Raw genomic sequence first — 18,548 nt, forward strand, 5'->3', positions numbered from 1 at the left:
CGAGGCACCGCCGCAGGCCCGCCAGTCCCCCGCCGCCCAGGCAGTCGCCGCCCCGGCAGCGGCGCTCGCGGCGCCGACGGCGGACGCTACCCACATGCTCGCCCCGGCCCCCGTCGCAGCGCCCGCGCCACGTGAGCGGGTGACACTCTGGCAAGGCGAACTGCGCAGCCGCGAAGGCGCCCAGGGCATTCCCGAATACCTGGCGCAGGTCGAACCCGCCCTGCTCGACACGCTGGCGCTCGGCCAGGTGCTGGAAATGAGCCTGCCGGGTCGCGAGCGGCCCTTGCAGGCACGCCTCGCCAGCACCCATAACAGCGCCGGCCTGCCGGTCTGGCGCGGCGGCCTGGTGGACGGCGACGAGGCGGAAAGCCTGACCGTGGTGCGCGGCAGCCTGGAAACCCACATCAATGTCGCCACCCTCGACGGCAGCTACTCGATCATCGTCGACAACCGCAGCGGCAAGACCCGGGTGATCGACGAGAACGACATCGCCGCGCGTAGCGACCCGCATGGCGATCATGTCGACGCGCCGCTCGCCGAGCTGCCACCGATGCCGCCGCCCGCCCAGGGCTGAGCCCACCTTCCCAGCATGTTTCCCCAGCGGTGCCCTCGGGGCGCCATGGCTTCCTATTGTCCGAACACAGGCAACCCATGAAGAAATCCCTGCTCTGCTCCACCCTAGCCCTGGCGGTAGCCTCTGCCGCCCAGGCCGCCCAGGCCGCACCGAAGACCGTCGACATCATGGTCCTCTACACCCCCGCGGCGACCCAGACCGCAAATGGCCGCGACATCGATGCGCGGATCGCCAGCTACATCGAGTTCGCCAACACCGCCTACGAGAAGAGCGGCGTCAACCTGCGCCTGCGTCTGGTGCACAAGCAGCGCCTGGACTGGGCCGACTACCCGACGGTGACCGGCACCAACCTCGATCGCTTCATGCGCGACCCGCAGGTGCAGCGCCTGCGCGAGCAGTACGGCGCCGACCTGGTCAGCCTGGTCAACCGCTCGCAGAACAGCGGCAACGGCTACATCACCTGCGGCATCGGCTACATGGGCTCGGGCGATAAGAACAGCGGGCGCTTCCACGGCAACGCCAAGGACATTGCCTACAACCTCACCGGGGTCGACTGCGGGCTCAACACCTTCGCCCATGAAGCCGGCCACAACATGGGCCTGCGCCACTCCTACGAGCAGGACCTGGAGTCCAGCTACTACGATCCGCGCTACGCCCACAGCGGCACCTACGAATGGAGCCGCGGCTACGGCGTGCAGGGGCGCTTCGCCACCGTGATGGCCTACCCGCATGCCTTCGGCACCAACAAGCAGGCACCGTTCTTCGCCAACCCGCGCCTGGTCAACGCCGAATGCGCCAACCAGCCCTGCGGTCGCGAAGAACACGCCGACGCCGTACGCGCGCTGAACAGCATGGCCACGCAGATCGCCGACTTTCGCCCGACCAAGGTACCCGGCACGCTCAACCCGGGCTCCGGCGGCGACACGCCGACCCCGCCGGACCTGCCATGGTGCACGAAAGCCAAGCTCGGCGGCCTGCTCGGCGATGGCGAGTTCGCCAGCATGGAAGGCTGGCGCGCATGGTCCGGCAACGCCCAGCTGAGCCTGGTGAACGTCGCCAAGGGCTGCCGCGACAATGCCTTGCTGGTCGACGTGCGTGGCTTCGATCTGCTGGTCCGCCCCATTGCCCCCCTGCGCGCCGGCAGCGGCTACCGGCTGAGCGGCAAGGTCATGCTCAAGGCCGCCAATACCCGTGAAACCGTGCGCATGGCGCTGCTCAGCGAACGCGCCGATGGCGCCCTGGCCTACAACCCGGCGCAGAGCGTCGAACTGTCGGTCAGCGGCAACGAGTTCAGTCGCCTGGAGAAGACCTTCGACTACCGTCCCGCCGCCGACCAGCGCAACCTCTACGTGGCGGTCTGGAGCGACAGCGGCGCCAGCCTGCTGGTCGACGAGATGAACCTGCAGGAAGCCCAGGCCGCGCCGCCGAGCGTACCGCCGGCGCCGAAACGCATCGCCTACGACTTCGAGAGCGGCATCGGCGGCTGGAGCGGCGTGCATGCCAGCACCCGCGCCACGCGCGTCGCCAGCGCCGGGCGGCTGGCCCTGGAAGCCTACCAGCGGCGCTACGCCGGCACCGGCGCCAGCACCAGCCTGCTGGGCAACCTGGAAGCAGGCCGGACCTACGCGTTCAGCGCGGACGTACGGGTCGGCGACGGTCGCGGCTCGCAGGCCATGACCTATGCCTACCTCTACCTGGAAAGCCAGGGTCGGCCCGGCGAATACCTGCCCCTGGGCTACAAGGTGGTCGAGAATGGCCGCTGGGCCAGCCTGCGCGGCCAGGTGCAATTGCCGAAGGGGCCGATCAAGCGTGCTGAACTGATGATCCTCAGCGGTAACCAGCAGGAGTCGATGTTCATCGACAACGTCCAGTTGCTGCAGAAGTAGGACGCTTCCCCTCCGTGCCCCCGGCAGGCACGGGGGGATTTTGCGGAGCGCTCCAGGCTGGATGCAGCGATCATAAAATTATCGTTTTACGATAATTTATTATTAAACTATGATCACTCCAATTTCCCTCGTTTCCGAGGGGCCTGCCCACCTTCCCAGGAGTACCCCCGATGACAAGCGACCGCCTGGCCGGCTACAGCCGCCTGATGGCTACCCTGACCCTGCTGTTGATCGCCGGCATGCTGCTGCTCAACGCCGCGAGCTGGATCTTCCCCGACCTCGCCAGCGAGCACGGCCTCGGCTTCGCCCTCACTGCCACCGGCGTCGCCGGCGACCTCGGCGTTGCGGCGCGAGACATGCCGCTCTGGCAGGCCCTCGGCGGCATCCTCCTGTCGAGCCTGCCGCTGCTGGTCCTGGCCAGCGGACTGCAAGCGCTGCGGCGGCTGTTCCAGCACTACGGGCGCGGCGAGTATTTCTGCGAAGAAGCCGCGGCGCTGCTCGGCAAGGTCGGCCTGTGCCTGGCTTGCTGGGTGCTGGCGAACTTCCTGCTGGAGCCGCTGCTGACGGTCTGGGTCACCTTCCTCCAACCCCAGGGGCAACGCATCGTCAGTCTCAGCTTCGGTTCGGCGGAACTGGTCAGCCTGTTCGCCGCCGCCTCGGTGATGGTGATCGCGCGCATCCAGCGCAAGGCCGCCCTGCTCGCCGAGGAAAACCGCCAGTTCGTCTGAGGTCCGCCATGCCCATCGAAATCAGGCTGGACGTCATGCTCGCCCTGCGCAAGGCCAGGTCCAAGGACCTGGCCCAGGCCATCGGTATCACCGAACAGAACCTGTCGCTGCTCAAGCAGGGCAAGGTAAAGGGCATTCGCCTCGCTACCCTGGAGGCCATCTGCGCCTACCTGGCGTGCCAGCCGGGAAACCTGCTGGAGTACCTGCCCGGCCCGACCGAGGAGTGACAGCCGGGCGCTTATGCGCTCGAGCGAGGGGGAGCGCAACAAAGGGTATTTAGGCCAAGCCCCCTTTCGCCGCTACAGTCGCGGTTCATCCACCAGACATGGGCGAGGCCGGGCATGGCGAAATCCTCCGAACGATTCGAATCCCTGCGCCGGGATATCGACGCACTGGCCCGCCGGCTCGACGTGCCGTCGGTGCTGATCATGCGTTCCCTGCCCCGGCACATGCGCGTCGAGGCCTCCGCCGGACGCCTGGAGGACACCTACCCGATCGGCGCCGAAGGCCGCAAGAGCGTCCATGAAGACGGCGCCCAACCCCTCTACTGCGAACGCGTGGTCGACCACGACGCCCCGTTGCACGTGCGCGACTCGCGCCAGGAGACGGAATGGGCCGGCAACGAGGATGAAGTCGAGTTCGGCCTGAGCAACTACCTTGGCTATCCGGTTCATACGCCCGACGGCACCCCGTACGGCACCGTCTGCGTACTCGACAGCCGACCGCGCGACTATTCGGCCGAGGAACGGGCCCTGCTGGAAGAATTGCGGCGCAAGGTCGAGGCGCTGCTGGCGGAAACCGTCTCATGACCTAAGGTCAATCGGATACCGCGGCGCACAACCGCGCCGCCTCCGCCCACCAGACGAGGACCTTCCGTGCACGCCAGCCGCCTGCCCCGCCTCTTGCCGTTCGCCCTCGCCTTCCTGCTTTCGCCCCCCGCCTTCGCTGCCGACACGCCAGCCGCCGAGCTGCTGCGCCAGGCCGAAGCCGAACGTCCGGCCTACCTCGACACGCTCCGGCAACTGGTCGCGGTGGACAGCGGTACCGGCCAGGCCGAAGGCCTCGGCCAGTTGTCCGCGCTGCTCGCCGAACGCCTGCAGGCGCTCGGCGCGCAAGTCCGCAGCGCACCGGCGACGCCCTCGGCCGGCGACAACCTGGTGGCCACCCTCGATGGCACCGGCAGCAAGCGCTTCCTGCTGATGATTCACTACGACACCGTGTTCGCCGCCGGCAGCGCGGCGAAGCGTCCGTTCCGCGAGGACGCGGAGCGCGCCTACGGACCCGGCGTGGCCGACGCCAAGGGCGGCGTGGCGATGGTGCTGCATGCCCTGGCGCTGCTCAGGCAGCAAGGCTTCAGGGACTACGGACGGATCACCGTGCTGTTCAATCCCGACGAAGAAACCGGCTCCGCCGGCTCGAAGCAACTGATCGCCGAGCTGGCCCGGCAGCAGGACTACGTCTTCTCCTACGAGCCGCCGGACCGGGACGCAGTGACGGTAGCCACCAATGGCATCGACGGCCTGCTGCTCGAGGTGAAGGGTCGCTCGTCCCATGCCGGCTCGGCACCCGAGCAAGGCCGCAACGCCATTCTCGAACTGTCGCACCAGTTGCTGCGTCTCAAGGACCTCGGCGATCCGGCGAAAGGCACCACGCTGAACTGGACCCTCGCCAGGGGCGGCGAGAAGCGCAACATCATTCCCGCCGAGGCTTCGGCGGAAGCCGACATGCGCTACTCGGACCCGGCCGAGAGCGAGCGGGTACTGGCCGACGCCCGGAAGCTGACCGGCGAACGCCTGATCGCCGATACCGAAGTCAGTCTGCGTCTCGACAAGGGTCGTCCGCCCCTGGTGAAGAACCCCGCCTCGCAGCGCCTGGCGGAAACCGCGCAGACGCTCTACGGCCGAATCGGCAAGCGCATCGAGCCGATCGCCATGCGCTTCGGCACTGACGCCGGCTACGCCTACGTGCCCGGCAGCGACAAGCCGGCGGTGCTGGAAACCCTCGGCGTGGTCGGCGCCGGCCTGCACAGCGAGGCGGAATACCTCGAACTGTCGAGCATCGCCCCGCGCCTGTACCTGACGGTGGCGCTGATCCGCGAGCTGTCCGCCGACTAGCGCCGACGCCCGCAGCCAGCCTCAGGTGCGGAAGCGACCGAGCACCACGCGCAAGCCAGCCATGTGCTCCTTGACCCTCTGGTTGGCCGAAAGCACTGCGGCGGTCCCTTCGTGGGCCTGCTCGGAGAGTCCGGAGACGTTGGTGATGTTGCGGTCGATGTCCTGGGCCACCTGGCTCTGTTCCTCGGCGGCGGTCGCGATCTGCTGGTTGAGGCCGTCCAGCTCTTCCACCGTGGCGACGATGCGCCCCAGCGCCTGGGCCGCGCTGTCGGCCTCGGCGAGGTTGCTCTGGGCATGGCTGGCGCTACCGCGCATGGCGGCTACCGCATCGTTGGCGCCGTCCTGCAACTGCTCGATCAGCCCCTGGATCTCCTGGGTCGACTGCTGGGTACGGTTGGCCAGCGAACGCACCTCGTCCGCCACCACGGCGAAGCCGCGCCCGGCCTCCCCGGCCCGCGCCGCCTCGATGGCGGCATTGAGCGCCAGCAGGTTGGTCTGCTCGGCGATGCTGCTGATCACCGTAAGCACCTGGCCGACGCTGCCGGCGTGCTGGTGCAGGGTGTTCAGCGCCAGGGCGGTCTGTTCCAGTTCCTCCGCCAAGGCACCGGTCTGGCTGCTCGCGTGCTCCACCAGACGGCGTCCCTCGTGGGCCAGGGCCGCGGCGTCGCGGGTGGAATGCGCCGCATGGTTGGCGTGGCGGGCGACCTCGGCCACGGTGGCGCTCATCTCGTTCATCGCGGTGGCCACCTGGTCCAGGTCCTGGTGCTGGCGCGCCACCTGGTCGCCGGCACCGAGCGCCTGCTCCAGGGCCTCGGCCACGTCCTTGTCGGTCTCTGCCGCGCTGCGCTTGACGTTCGCCAGCAGACCGCTGACGTCCTGGCGCATCCGCTCGTAGCCGGCGACGATGCGGCCGATCTCGTTGTCCGCATGGCCCGCCGCCAGGGCATGGGTGAAGTTAGCCGCACCGACCTCGGTCAGCGCCACCTCCAACCCACGCAACTGCCGCATCAGCGGCGCCAGGCCGAACTGCCGGCCGAGCACCACCAGCACCAGGATCGCCAACAGGCAACCGAAGGCGATCCACATCTGGGTGTGCTGGACACTGTCGGCGCGCGCGCTCATCAGCGAGACCAGTTTGTTCAGCTCGCCCAACAGCTCGGCGGAATACTGCGAGAAGCCGCGCAGGTCGACCTGGCTGGCAGGCTGTGCCACCTGGTCGAGCATGGCCCGATAGCGGCCCCAGATCTGCGCCACCTTCTGCCGCTGGGCGGCGATCTCCGGCGCGCCCATCCGGCTCACGTTGCGCTCGGCATTGCCCGCATCCAGGTCGGCGGCCGAGCGTTCGTACTGGGCGATGGTCGCGGCCAGGGCCTTTGGGTCGCCGGCGCCGAGTCGCAATTGCAGCGCCTCGCGGGCCATCTTCTGGCTGAGCATGCGCTGCGCACCGGCCACGTTGATGGTTTCCGGCGAGATCGACATGCTCAGGTACAACGCCACCGAGGCGCAGGCGGCCAGGCCGAACATCAGTGCATAGGACAGTAGGAACTGGGCGTTCAGGGTCTTCAACCCGAGCCCCCGCAGAATCCGATCGAACACCCTGGCGACGCTTTCGTTCATTGGCTTTTCCCCACTGGACTGCAGAAACCGATAACCACCCCATCGGCCCGTCGCGCCTGGGCTTGAATCGTCACTTCGCCGATTCCGTCCCCGAGCGCCTCCCTCTCCAGGGCGTGGCCCCCGGCGGGCAAGGCCTGAAGACAGTTTGCCGCTGCGGCATCGGGACGCGCCCTGTAAACTCTGGCAGGTACCCGGCACGCCGCGCCGGAGACGTCATGGAACCCAGCCCGCAAGGACGCCCGCGTGATCCCCGTCGCCCCTCTTCCCCTGATCGTCCCGCTTATCTACCTGTCGTCGTTCGTCGCCGGCATCTGGCTGCTGGTCTGGCTATCGCTCCTGGCCTTCAGCCCGCGCGCGCGCCAGCGCTTGCGCCGCCGCTGGCCGAGCCGCGGCCTGCTGATGCTGCTCCTGCTGATCCCGTTGGGACTGCGCGCCTGGCTGGAGATCGGTCTCTGGCAGTACGAGCGCGAACGTGCACGCGAGGAAGCCGCGCACAGCGCCGTGCTCGAGCGCCCCACCCGCCTCGGAGGCATCGAGATGCCTGCCGGCACCCGGCTGAAGCTGGAACTCAAGCACCAGCCAGAAAGCTTCCGCGAAGCCGAATTCCCCACCCCGGTGACGATCCGCGGCGTCGCCACCCGCCACCTGCAACGCTGGCTGCAGAGCGAGCAGGACGACCCGCAGGACCCATGGAAAACCACCGGCGTCCATCCCACTTCGCTGCGCCTGCGTGGCGAGGGCGTCGCCGAGATCGAAGGTTGGCGTTGCGACGCCAGCCAGGAAATCGCCTTCGCCAGCGAGCGCGACGGGCGTCCCGCCGCCTTCGAAGGCTGTAGCCTGGCGACCGGCAACCGCGCCGACGAGATCGACTTCCCCGCCGGTGCGCGATTGTTCGCCAGCGACGGCATGGTCTACACCGACGGCTACCGCGACGCCGAGCGCTGGCGGGTAATGCCGGAAACCGGGCAACGGGTGTCGGTGCGCGGCATCGCGCTGAGCGGCGGCGCCCTGGCCTTCGACCGCGACCGCCGCCTGTACGGCCTCGGCGGTACGGCCCTCGCCGAGGCCTTGCAACTGGGCGCCTGGCACTACCCGGCGGGCACCGAGGTCAGCCTTTCGCCCCGCGCTGCCTGGCGTGCGCAACATCCGCACGCCTGGCTGTTCAGTCCTACCCGCGAAGCCGCTTCGCATGCCTCCGGCGAGCGCCTGGAACACGGCGCCTCGCTGTTACAGACGCTGGACGGCGAGGAACTCGAGCGCCTCGACAACCACGCGGCAGGAGTCATCGACTTCATCGAACTGGAGATCGGCGACGACCGCTGAACCCGCGCCTCGCGGTTATCTGAGGCTCAGCCGGCAGCGCGGCGGGAAGGGCAATCAGGAAATGGACGAGGCGCATGGACCCTCCGTGGCCATCACTGCGGTATGGCTAGGCATTTTCCCGATCCCGCGGGAAAAGCGATGCCGCTTCGCTTGCCGCACAGCGAAACAGGGCTAGTCTTATCAAGGTGACTTTCTCCTATGGTGGTCACCAAAGCCCCGGGGGCCGCTCATCCCCCCGGGGCTTTCCCTCTCACCTGCTGCCTCTCCCCTCCTTGATACAGCAGCCCATCGCAGTTCAACGAGGAAACCCGATGAAACTCAGCATTGTCGCCCTGGGCCTCTTGTCCATGGCAGGGGTGCTCATCTGCACCTATCTGATCCTGAAATCGCTCAGTGCCATCTGATATCGCTCATCTACGAAGCTGTGGATGCCCATGGGCAGATCGAGCAGTCCGCGCGTAGGATGGGCAGGCACGCTTCCTGCCCATTTTCCGCCAGGAAAAGAAAGGAATTCCTTTCCGAGATTTCCACAGAGGTCATGGATGAAAAAAAGCCCCCTGCTGATACTGAGCGTACTCCTCGCCGCCTGCGGCCCCGACAAGCTGATTTCCGACCTGCCGTCGCCGAACGGGCAATACCACGTCGAGGTTCGGAAATGCCCGGAGAAAGGTTCGATCACCTGGGGCGAAGAAATACAGGTCTCCCTCCTCGAAACCGGGAAATCGGAAAAGTGCCATTCAGTCGTGCAGTCGCTGGCGCAATTCGACCTGCGCGCGTCCGCGGACGAATTGCAACTGGAGTGGCTGTCCGACACGGAACTCAGGGCCTGGCACCCTAGCTTCGAGCCCGGAAACCAAGCGGACGGCTCGCGCCTGAAGCACGATGCGCCGGTGAAGATGGTCTTTGCACCGAAGCGCTGAGCGATTCAAAGGACGCACCTGTATTCCGCCGCTAGCAAGGGAGATGTCAAAGCAGTCCGCTTACTCGAGTTCCACACTCGCGGGAGCCGCGAGTGCCTGATTAAAGACTGGAAAATATGAAACAAAGCGGCGCCATCCACAGCGCCAGGTTGATCATCCATTGCAGCGCTCTTTCGCGAGCGCTCCCCAGCTTTCGCTGCTGGAGCACGAATGCCAACGCAGTGGAATGCAGCAACAGGGCGCAGGCAGGAAAGACCAGCAGGTAGGCGAACAGCCCAGGCGCATTCATATTGGGATAGCCATGGCTGTCGAGCGATCGCCAGTACGCCACCAGGAAAGCGCTCGCGACCGCGAGGCTGAGCCCCAGGCTGATGCGGCTATACCACTTCATCGATACCCTCCCGACGCGCCTTCCGGACCTACGCCGATCGTTCCGGAAAACGGCCCGAACCGCCTCGCCTCACCCTGCTTCAGTCAGAGCGGCTCAGGGCTTCCGGGGCTCGTTGCCGAGCAGACGATCGAGCTCGCCCATGACGCGATCGCTCTTGGCCTCTTCGAGCTTGCGCCGGGCCTCGGCGAGATTGGCCTGGGCGCGCTCCATCTCGACCATGCCGACGGCGGTGATCACCGCCTGCAATGGCACGCCCCTGCCGGTGGAGCGCATGCCGTTGCGTTCGCGTTGCTGCGGCGCGCAGATGAACTGGAGGACAGCCTCATGGCTTTCGTTGGGCAGCGGGGTCCAGCCCTTGGCGAAGGTGAACTGGAGGTTCGTGGGTTGCCCGTTGTTGGAGAAGGTCTTGGCGTTGACCACCTTCACCTCTCGCTTATCGCAGCGGTACTGGTGCGCGCTGAGCAGATGGAAGGAGTCGAACAGCATGGCGATCTGCACCTGCCAGGCGTTTTCGATACCCGGCACCGGTGCCAGCGAATCGGCATCGGCCAGGAACACGTCAAGCTCGGCAGGGTCGTCGCCCTTGTGTACCACCCACCAGTCTTCGGCCCAGGCATGGCCGGATGCGGCCAGCAGCGCGGAGCACAGCCAAGTCACGGCACTGCGGGAAACCTTGCGATAGACGTTCATGTCACCTTCCTTTGTGGGGAAACGCTTCCCTGCCGATCGTGGATAGGGGCGGCACCCGGCGCCCCTGAGCGAACACCCGCTATTTCAATGACAGCGGCACGCCCCAGACCGGGTCTTCCATGCCCTGCTTGCGCAGCGGTGTGATCTGCAGGGGCTGGAGCCTGGACAGCAGTTGCCGGTGCTTGTCGCTCAGAGCCCGCTGGGCGATCAGGGACTGGCTGAAGTCCATCGGCGCCGGCCAGGTGTAGACGGTCAGGTTTTCCAATGGGCATTCGATCTTCTTCGGATCGATCGCCCGGCACTTCGACTGCTGGTACTTGTAGCCGGGGGTCTTCAGGTGCATGCGCGGGGCCAGCAGCAATTGCCCGCCCTGCACGCTGAAGCTGGCCAGCGCCTTGTCGACCGGCAAGCGTGCCTGGATCTTGATCGAAGGTACGTCGCGGGAGTCGGTCTGCTGGTAATAGCCGGCCTGGGAGCCCTGGGTCGTCTGCGTGTATTGCTGCTCGCCCCAGCTCACGCAGGCGCCCGAGGCCACATGCACGGCGGTGCAGACCTTCTCGGTCTTGATCTCGCTGCCATAGGTGGCATCTTTCCAGACTTCTTCCCGGTAGTACTCGCGATACAGCTCGGGGGACAGGTACGCGGTGCCGTTGGCGCCATGGCCCGAACCGGGCGGACCGCCGCGGGCGCCGACCTGGTCGAGCAAGCCATGGATCTGGTAGTCGTCGCCGCCGGTCAGCAGGTACTTGCCGGGCGGCAGGATATGCACCTCGAAGGCCTTGAACAGATAGGTCTCGTCGGGCTTCCGCTGCAGCGCGTTGGTCTGGAACTTGCGGCCGAAGGTCACCTTCGGGTCCTTCTCGTACTCCCAGATCGCCGTTGGCGTCCACTGGGTCATGGTCAGCGCATCGCTCAGGGACTTGTGCGGCATCACGTCGGCCACCAGTACCACGGCCATGTTCCCTTTCAGCGCCTGGTCCACCAGGTCCAGCATCTGCGCGTTGCGCGGATCGTCCATGCTGCCATAGGCGCCCGAATCGAGTTCAGACACGCAACCGGAAAGGGAAAGAGAAAGCAGCAAGGCGGCGGAAAGGGTAAAACGCGGGCGGGACAGTCTCATGTATCGATCCTTGATAGAGGCTGGTGCGGGTCGTCGGACGGCCCATCTTACTGGCCCCAGCCTGGATCGCAATATTTCAAATGAACTAGGTCGGCAGGGGCACACCGGCAGGGCCAGGAGCTGCCACGGCTCTCGTTGGTTCTACGCCTACGCAAACCTCCAGGCATTGGGAGCGGCGTTGTCTGGCAGGCCAGGCTCGGGAAACGTGCACATCCGGAAGAGTGGGTCCCGCGCGCATTGAGGCCACGCCAGTCTCTTCGGAGAGTTTCCAGATGTACCAGGTGTAAGCACTATATTACGGAGGTTTTGTCAGTGACTGAAAAACGGTCGCAGCCTACCCTTACCGCTGCAGTTTTTAATGGGCCGAGCAAGCTAGACCTCCTGCCCGTCCGGTAGATGCGATTCAGCAATCGCTCCGCTTGATTTCTAGTCAGTGGGCAGCTAAATCCATGCTCTGACCCGATAATACCCGGTAGCGAATCGAGTCGTGGCACTATTGTCGATTCCTCCGAAATATCCCGTGCCCCATACTGCCGCTCCAGTTCCAAGCCGAATATTCAAGCTACCCACTTCAACCTGAGCCCCACTGCCTTTATGCCCTCCATCATTGAAATAACTGGGCATGACAATGTTCCATGTTGATGGACTCGATGACCTTGCAAACTCAACGACCACCCGACGCGGCGACCTCTGGAGTCCATGACTCAGGGTATACAAACTATTTGAAGAAACAGAAAACCAGTCTGACTCAAAATCCGGGACTCCTCCCAGATACACTTCAAACTGATAAGCTCCCGACGTCGTAGAAGATGTCTCCCTGAATAGATTACCCAGTATTCTCCGACCTCCCAAAACGACTTGACTAGTATAACCGGAGACGGCTGGCGCACTATACACAGGAACACGCTCCGTCCAGCCGGAGGAGCCTGCTACGGCTTTCGCCAGCAGGATTGTTCTGTAATAACAAAAATGAGTCGTTCTGTTCGTGTACAAGAGAACTACATGTGGTGTACCTCCCTCAGAATAAACATAGGAGAGAGAAGGGGCTACGAGAATATCGGTAGAGTCACCATTTTGTGCAGTCACATTACCCTGATCAGTCCATGTGCCGCCGTCGTCCAGACTTATAAACTGACGTAACGCTCCTCCGGCACCAGATCCTACTCTGGCTACAGCCAGAATTACGCCATCTCCCACAGGAAGGTAAGAAGTCTCATTGTATGGTGTGTTCCCGCTGTAGATCGTGCTTCCTTCGCCCCACGTTTCTCCGCCATCAGAAGACTCTAGCCATTTCAGTTCATAATTGACTCCCGTCGCCGCGTAAAGAGGAATCACATAGCGCGCCCCTACTTGAAAACTTTTTCCATGAGCAAAATTATAATCCGCCCCACCTCTAGCCAATGTGAATTTATGTACCCATGTCACACCTGAATCATCAGATACATAGACCTTCACCTCTCCTGTTTCATAAACCGTCGAGGCCGCGACGATCCTTCCGCTAGGCATCGTCCCACCAGCTACATCTCGAAAATCCTGTCCTCCCGCCTGGGCAACTATTGTAGGCGCACTCCAAATACCACCTTCCAGTTTACTGAAAACAACACGCCCATCACTACCACCTACATGCTCTGTTGCCCGCCTATATATTAGGTACAAACCTCCATCTGACAATATATCCATTTGGCCAAAATGATCATAATATGATTCATACAGAGCCTTTCCCACTAACCGATGCGGAATATCAAAATAAGTATTCATCCCTCACTCCTTCGGTCAAATTAGGCCAACACACTCGCCACCACTCAACAGCTCTACCCTACAAACCTTGACTACCCGGCCAACTATAAAATTCTTCAAAAATAAATATTGGAAAAAATTTCTGATGAAAAACTCTTGAATGAATACAGGTGCCGGACCGACGGCAGACTTATAATCATCTCGGCATCCCACCAGCCTCGGCTCTTGCACGCATTCACACTAGCACGCTCATCCCGCCCCTCCTCCACCTCCATACCTGATAAAATCCCTCGCCCTGCTCCGCTCTCCCTGCCGAAGTCCCGATGCGCCCAGAACCGACTACCACCCCCGCCACCCTCTCACGCCGCTTTTCCGTTGCGCCGATGATGGACTGGACCGATCGCCACTGCCGCTTCTTCCTGCGCCAATTGTCCCGTCACACCTTGCTCTACACCGAGATGGTCACGACCGGCGCGTTGCTGCACGGCGATCGCCAGCGCTTCCTCCGCTACGACGAATGCGAGCACCCGCTGGCGCTGCAGCTGGGCGGCAGCGTGCCGGCGGAATTGGCGGCCTGCGCGCGGCTGGCGGAAGAGGCCGGCTACGACGAGGTCAACCTCAACGTCGGCTGCCCCAGCGACCGGGTCCAGCACAACATGATCGGCGCCTGCCTGATGGGGCATCCGGCGCTGGTGGCGGACTGCGTGAAGGCAATGCTGGATGCGGTGGAGATAGCGGTGACGGTGAAGCACCGCATCGGTATCAACGGGCGCGACAGCTATGCCGAACTCTGCGATTTCGTCGGCCAGGTGCGCGAGGCCGGCTGCCGGAGCTTCACCGTGCATGCACGGATCGCCATCCTCGAAGGGCTCTCGCCCAAGGAAAACCGCGAGGTGCCGCCGCTGCGCTACGAGGTCGCGGCGCAATTGAAGAAGGACTTCCCGGACCTGGAGATCGTCCTCAACGGCGGCATCAAGACCCTCGAGGCCTGCCGCGAGCACCTGCAGACCTTCGACGGCGTGATGCTCGGTCGCGAGGCCTACCACAACCCCTACCTGCTGGCCGCGGTGGACAGCCAGTTGTTCGGCAGCGAAGCGCCGCCGCTCAGTCGCAGCGAGGCCTTGCTCCGTCTGCGTCCGTACATCGAGCGACACCAGGCCGAAGGCGGCGCGATGCATCACGTGACCCGCCATATCCTCGGCCTGGCCCAGGGCTTCCCCGGCTCCCGGCGATTCCGCCAGTTGCTCTCGGTGGACGTGCACAAGGCCGCCGATCCGCTGCGGGTTTTCGACCAGGCGCTGGAACTTCTGGCGGGGCGATAGCTCCCATTGAGCCGCGCCTGCGGCTCGGGTAAGGTCGGGGGATTCTTCTTCCCAAGAACCCACCTGACAAGACCTCGCCATGACTTCGAAGCTGGAACAACTCAAGCAATACACCACGGTGGTCGCCGACACCGGCGACTTCGATGCCATTGCCCGCCTGAAGCCGGTGGACGCCACCACCAACCCGTCGCTGCTGCTCAAGGCCGCTGCCCTGCCGCGCTACGCCGAGCACCTTCGACAGGCTACCGCGGGTAGCGGCGGCGACGCCGGACTGGCTTGCGACCGCTTCGCCGTGGCAGTCGGCAAGGACATCCTCGGAGTCATTCCCGGACGTATTTCCACCGAAGTCGACGCGCGCCTGTCGTTCGACAGCGAGGCCACCCTCGCCCGCGCCCACCGCCTGATCGAGCTGTACGACGAACAGGGCATCGACCGCGAGCGGGTGCTGATCAAGATCGCCTCCACCTGGGAAGGAATCCGCGCCGCCGAGATTCTGGAACGCGAGGGCATCCAGACCAACCTGACCCTGCTGTTCTCCTTCGCCCAGGCGGTGGCCTGCGCCGACGCCGGGGTGTTCCTCATCTCGCCGTTCGTCGGGCGCATCTACGACTGGTACAAGAAGAGCGAGAATCGCGACTACGCCGGCGCCGAGGATCCCGGCGTGCAGTCGGTCTCGCGCATCTATCGCTACTACAAGGCCAACGGCTACAAGACGGTGGTGATGGGCGCCAGCTTCCGCAATCTCGGCCAGATCGAGCAACTGGCCGGCTGCGACCGCCTGACCATCAGTCCCGACCTGCTGCAACAACTGGCTGACGCCCAGGGCGAGCTGCCGCGCCTGCTGCTGCCGGGCGAAGGCGAGCCGCGCCAGGTGCTCGACGAGAGCGCTTTCCGTTGGCAGATGAACGAGGACGCCATGGCCACCGAAAAGCTGGCCGAAGGCATCCGCCTGTTCGCACGCGACCAGGAAAAGCTCGAATACCAGTTGGCGACCCGCCACTGATCGCCGCTGCCGGCGGGACGCGCATGCAGGGCGTCCCGTTCCGGCGCAGCGGAATTCAGCAGGAGTTCGGGAAGGGATCGACCGGTTAATGGCGCTCCAGGGCGCTGACCAGGTCGTGGAAGGCTTCGCGGTTGGATTCGTTGAGGCCCATCAGGATGCGGTGCGCCTCCAGGACCTTGTCGCGCACCACATCTTCCGACTGGTCCTGCGGCGGCAGGTCGGACAGGCACTCCGGACACGGAATCGGACGATCGACGATATTGAACACCTGATCGAAACCCATCGACTGCAACAGACGGGTAATGTCCGGATTGGTGGTCACCAGCGTGGGCAACAGGCCGATTTTCTGCCGCGACAGGATGGACAGCTTGGCCAGTAGGCCGAGCGTGGTGCTATCGATGCTCTGGGTTTCCGTAAGATCGATGATGATCGCCGAGAAATTCAGCGCAGCGAAGATCTTTTCGATGGTGGAATCCAGGGCCGAGCACAGGGTGAGGCGGACCTCACCGACGAATTTCAGAACGAAGGAGCCGTTCTGTTCGGCAAACTGGATTTTACCGGTACTCATGCAAGGTTCCTGCTCAACACCAGCAAGGCGATATCATCCGGCATCTCCGCCAGGTTGGCCAGCCCGAAGACCTGGCGCAGCCCGTCGAGGGTGCCTCCGGCGGCTGCCACCTGCTCCGGTAGCGAAGCCTCTTTCTCCTTCAGCGTAGCTCCTGGCAGCACATCGAGGATGCCATCGGAAAACAGCGACAGGCTGAAGGAAGGGGGCAACTCCATGACCCGGTCGTCATAGCTCGCATCGTCGAACAGGCCCACCGGCAGGCCACGGCCTTCCAGGTAGCTCGCCTGCCCGTCGACGAACAGTACCGGGAGCGGCAGGTGGCCGCCGATGCTGTAGGTCAGGCAGTTCTTCTCCAGGTCGATGACCCCGCCGAGCATGGTCACGTGCTTGCCCAGCTTGGTATTGATCAGGCCGCGGTTGATGTGCGCCAGCACCTCGGACGGCTTGAACTCCGGGAGCGTGCCGTTGCGCCGTGACTCGTAGAGCAGACGCGTGGTCATGAACTTCAGCAGCACCGTGACGAAGGCCGAGGAAGCGCCATGGCCGGAAACGTCGGCCAGGTAGAACGCCACGCGTCGCTCGTCGACCCGGAAGTAGTCGACGAAGTCGCCAGAGAGATACAGCGACGGAATGATCCGGTGGGAAAACTCCAGCCCCTCGATGCTCCACGGCGTCACCGGAAGCATGTTCATCTGCACCTGGCGTCCAGCGTTCTGGTCCTCCTGGAGCAGGTTCAGGCTGGCCTGCAATTCGCGGTTGGCGGCTTCCAGCTTGTCGCGGTAGCGCTGGTTCTCGACCCGCAGGTAGGCGCGATCCAGGGCCCGGCGCACCGAATGCTCGAGCACCGCGAGATCTTCCAGGGGCTTGATCAGGTAGTCGGCGGCGCCCAGGCGCAAGGCTTCCACCGCATCGCTCATCACGCCGGCTCCGGAAAGCACGATGATCGGCGTTTCCGAAGCGGTCTGGCGGATGCGGCGGATCAGTTCGAGGCCGTCGATCTGCGGCATGCGCAAATCGCAAATGACCAGGTCCGGCTGTTCGCTTTCGAAGATCTGCAGGCCCTGCAGACCGTTGAGGGCCTGCAACACCTTGAAGTTGCTGTCTTCCAAGTAGGCAGCGAGGCTTTCGCGCACCACCTCGTCGTCATCGATGATCAGCAGCGTGGCACTGACTTTATGCATGGGTCATCCAGGCAAACGGCGCCGGAAACAGTGGGTCCTAGGCGCTTATTGTAAGTGACAACAGCGCGGCTACGGGGTTCGACAAGGCGCAGACGGTACTCCCATCCGTTGAGCAGTTCAAGCCGTTGACCTTTGCCGGAAAATCCGCCTTTGTCCGTCCGATCCCGTCCGCACGGTATAAACTTTGACGATAATCGCCAGGATTGCCAGTCGCCCCCCATCGCCCCGACCATGAGGATCAGCCCATGCAGCCCATCGAGCACAACTACAGCGAGAAGCGCGACTTCATCCGCATGAAGCTCGACACCCCGGTCACCATCCGCTGCGAAGGCCGCGAGTCGGTGGCCCTGTGCCGGGACCTGTCCGCCAGCGGGCTGCTGCTGGAAGCGCAAAGCGAGCTGGCTCCGGGCGACCACCTGCGGGTGAGCATCCCGTCCACCCACGAGACCCTCACCGGCCTGGAACTGGAAGCCCGCGTGGTGCGCTGCGAACGGCTCGGCCCAGGGCGGCATAGCCTGGGGCTGAGCATCGTCGCGATCCACTGAAACGACGAAAGGCGACCCAAGGGCCGCCTTTCCAGGTGTCGCACGAAGCGGGTCGACTTAGAAGTCGTCCTCCACCTCGCCGTCCTTGACCTTGAACTCGCGGTTCTGCAGGTAGGCGTTGCGGATGAAGATGTACTTGTCGCCGCTGATCAGTTTTTCCGACTTCAGCAGGTTGGCACGGGTGTCGACGGTGTTGATGCCGAACATCACGTTGCGCGCGCGTACATCGTCCATGTAGTGGTAGGGACCGACATAGATGTCCGGGATCTTCGCCGGGGCATCGCGCAGCGTGCTCGGGCCGAGGAACGGCAGCATCACGTACGGGCCGCTGCCGACGCCCCAATAACCCAGGGTCTGGCCGAAGTCCTCGTCGTTGCGCTGCAGGCCCATCGGGGTCGCCACGTCGATCAAGCCGGCCAGGCCGAAGGTGCTGTTGAACAGCAGGCGGCTGGTGTCCACGCCGGCATTGTGGAACTTGGCCTGCAACAGGTTGTTGGCCAGGTTCTTCACGTCGCCGAGGTTGTTGAAGAAGTTGTGCACGCCGTCCTGAACGAAGTTCGGGGTGACCTTCTGGTAACCCTGGGCCAGCGGTTTCAGCGCATAGGTGTCCAGGGTGTCGTTGAAGGTGAAGATGGGACGGTTGATGCTTTCCCAAGGGTCTTCTTCACTGGCCGCCAGGGACAGCGTGGGTGCCAATGCGAGGCTGGCGCAAGCCAGGATTCGGGCACTACGTTCGATCCAGTTCACGCCGCGGGCGCGCATTGCTGTATCTCCTTTGCATGACTAGTCTTGGCCGCCAGCGCGGCTTCAGCGTGCGCGCAGTATATAG

At 64.2% G+C, this 18,548-nt stretch carries 19 protein-coding genes; 11 read left to right on the plus strand and 8 right to left on the minus strand.

Annotated features, from left to right (window positions below; translation table 11 throughout):
- The 6 genes from HMPREF2581_RS26060 to HMPREF2581_RS26085 all read left to right on the plus strand — a co-directional run.
- A partial coding sequence (locus HMPREF2581_RS26060; RefSeq protein ID WP_058032645.1) for a biofilm-associated metzincin protease inhibitor BamI occupies window positions 1–574 on the plus strand: 574 nt, incomplete at its 5' end.
- 77 nt (window positions 575–651) lie between these two features.
- Entirely contained in the window at window positions 652–2,460 is a 1,809-nt protein-coding gene (gene mep72 / locus HMPREF2581_RS26065; protein ID WP_003138793.1) for a metalloendopeptidase Mep72, read from the plus strand.
- Window positions 2,461–2,630: 170 nt separating this feature from the next.
- Window positions 2,631–3,188, plus strand: a complete 558-nt coding sequence (locus HMPREF2581_RS26070; RefSeq protein WP_003138791.1) for a DUF2975 domain-containing protein — start codon at window positions 2,631–2,633, stop codon at window positions 3,186–3,188.
- A gap of 8 nt (window positions 3,189–3,196) precedes the next feature.
- Window positions 3,197–3,415 carry a helix-turn-helix domain-containing protein gene (locus HMPREF2581_RS26075; RefSeq protein WP_003104033.1) on the plus strand — a complete coding sequence of 73 codons (219 nt, stop codon included), beginning with the start codon at window positions 3,197–3,199 and terminating at the stop codon, window positions 3,413–3,415.
- A gap of 114 nt (window positions 3,416–3,529) precedes the next feature.
- Window positions 3,530–3,997 (plus strand): GAF domain-containing protein, encoded by a 468-nt coding sequence (locus HMPREF2581_RS26080; RefSeq protein WP_003138789.1) that lies wholly within the window; start codon window positions 3,530–3,532, stop codon window positions 3,995–3,997.
- Between the two features lie 66 nt (window positions 3,998–4,063).
- A complete protein-coding gene (locus tag HMPREF2581_RS26085) occupies window positions 4,064–5,302 on the plus strand; it encodes a M20/M25/M40 family metallo-hydrolase (protein WP_003138787.1) in 1,239 nt (412 codons plus the stop codon).
- 21 nt (window positions 5,303–5,323) lie between these two features.
- On the opposite strand, the gene mcpN is transcribed toward HMPREF2581_RS26085, so the two are convergent.
- Window positions 5,324–6,919, minus strand: coding sequence for a nitrate chemoreceptor McpN (gene mcpN / locus HMPREF2581_RS26090; protein WP_003108927.1), 1,596 nt, complete (start codon window positions 6,917–6,919; stop codon window positions 5,324–5,326).
- Between the two features lie 243 nt (window positions 6,920–7,162).
- Between mcpN and HMPREF2581_RS26095 the strand changes: the two genes are divergently transcribed.
- Both HMPREF2581_RS26095 and HMPREF2581_RS26100 read left to right on the plus strand, forming a co-directional pair.
- Window positions 7,163–8,242 carry a hypothetical protein gene (locus HMPREF2581_RS26095; RefSeq protein ID WP_003138786.1) on the plus strand — a complete coding sequence of 360 codons (1,080 nt, stop codon included), beginning with the start codon at window positions 7,163–7,165 and terminating at the stop codon, window positions 8,240–8,242.
- Window positions 8,243–8,676: 434 nt separating this feature from the next.
- On the plus strand, window positions 8,677–9,162 hold the full coding sequence (locus HMPREF2581_RS26100) for a hypothetical protein (RefSeq protein ID WP_003138785.1): 486 nt from the start codon (window positions 8,677–8,679) through the stop codon (window positions 9,160–9,162).
- A 100-nt stretch (window positions 9,163–9,262) separates the two neighbouring features.
- On the opposite strand, the gene HMPREF2581_RS26105 is transcribed toward HMPREF2581_RS26100, so the two are convergent.
- The 4 genes from HMPREF2581_RS26105 to HMPREF2581_RS26120 form a co-directional block, all read right to left on the minus strand.
- A complete protein-coding gene (locus tag HMPREF2581_RS26105; protein WP_003138784.1) occupies window positions 9,263–9,553 on the minus strand; it encodes a hypothetical protein in 291 nt (96 codons plus the stop codon).
- Between the two features lie 93 nt (window positions 9,554–9,646).
- Window positions 9,647–10,243 carry a hypothetical protein gene (locus HMPREF2581_RS26110; RefSeq protein WP_003138783.1) on the minus strand — a complete coding sequence of 199 codons (597 nt, stop codon included), beginning with the start codon at window positions 10,241–10,243 and terminating at the stop codon, window positions 9,647–9,649.
- 79 nt (window positions 10,244–10,322) lie between these two features.
- Entirely contained in the window at window positions 10,323–11,363 is a 1,041-nt protein-coding gene (locus HMPREF2581_RS26115; RefSeq protein WP_003138782.1) for a hypothetical protein, read from the minus strand.
- Window positions 11,364–11,804: 441 nt separating this feature from the next.
- Entirely contained in the window at window positions 11,805–13,121 is a 1,317-nt protein-coding gene (locus HMPREF2581_RS26120; RefSeq protein WP_003138781.1) for a sialidase family protein, read from the minus strand.
- A gap of 302 nt (window positions 13,122–13,423) precedes the next feature.
- On the opposite strand from HMPREF2581_RS26120, the gene dusA reads away from it, so the two are divergent.
- Window positions 13,424–14,422: a tRNA dihydrouridine(20/20a) synthase DusA gene (gene dusA, locus HMPREF2581_RS26125; protein WP_003138780.1), complete on the plus strand. Its 999-nt coding sequence runs from the start codon at window positions 13,424–13,426 to the stop codon at window positions 14,420–14,422.
- A gap of 79 nt (window positions 14,423–14,501) precedes the next feature.
- Window positions 14,502–15,425: a transaldolase gene (gene tal / locus HMPREF2581_RS26130; RefSeq protein WP_003090868.1), complete on the plus strand. Its 924-nt coding sequence runs from the start codon at window positions 14,502–14,504 to the stop codon at window positions 15,423–15,425.
- A gap of 85 nt (window positions 15,426–15,510) precedes the next feature.
- Here the strand turns inward: tal and rssC are convergent, their stop codons facing one another.
- The gene (rssC, locus tag HMPREF2581_RS26135; RefSeq protein ID WP_003104052.1) at window positions 15,511–15,993 is read right to left on the minus strand and encodes an anti-sigma factor antagonist RssC; all 483 of its coding nucleotides are present in this window, start codon (window positions 15,991–15,993) and stop codon (window positions 15,511–15,513) included.
- Window positions 15,990–17,174, minus strand: coding sequence for a two-component system response regulator RssB (rssB, locus tag HMPREF2581_RS26140; RefSeq protein ID WP_003138778.1), 1,185 nt, complete (start codon window positions 17,172–17,174; stop codon window positions 15,990–15,992). The genes rssC and rssB overlap by 4 nt, the downstream gene beginning before the upstream one ends.
- A 245-nt stretch (window positions 17,175–17,419) precedes the next feature.
- Here rssB and pilZ point away from each other — a divergent pair, with 245 nt between their 5' ends.
- Window positions 17,420–17,719 (plus strand): cyclic di-GMP-binding protein PilZ, encoded by a 300-nt coding sequence (gene pilZ, locus HMPREF2581_RS26145; protein ID WP_003104055.1) that lies wholly within the window; start codon window positions 17,420–17,422, stop codon window positions 17,717–17,719.
- A gap of 57 nt (window positions 17,720–17,776) precedes the next feature.
- Here the strand turns inward: pilZ and HMPREF2581_RS26150 are convergent, their stop codons facing one another.
- Window positions 17,777–18,481: an MlaA family lipoprotein gene (locus tag HMPREF2581_RS26150; protein ID WP_003090872.1), complete on the minus strand. Its 705-nt coding sequence runs from the start codon at window positions 18,479–18,481 to the stop codon at window positions 17,777–17,779.
- Window positions 18,482–18,548 lie beyond the last annotated feature (67 nt).

The sequence above is a fragment of the Pseudomonas sp. HMSC057H01 genome, from assembly GCF_001836405.1.
GTDB classification, from domain to species: Bacteria; Pseudomonadota; Gammaproteobacteria; order Pseudomonadales; family Pseudomonadaceae; genus Pseudomonas; species Pseudomonas aeruginosa.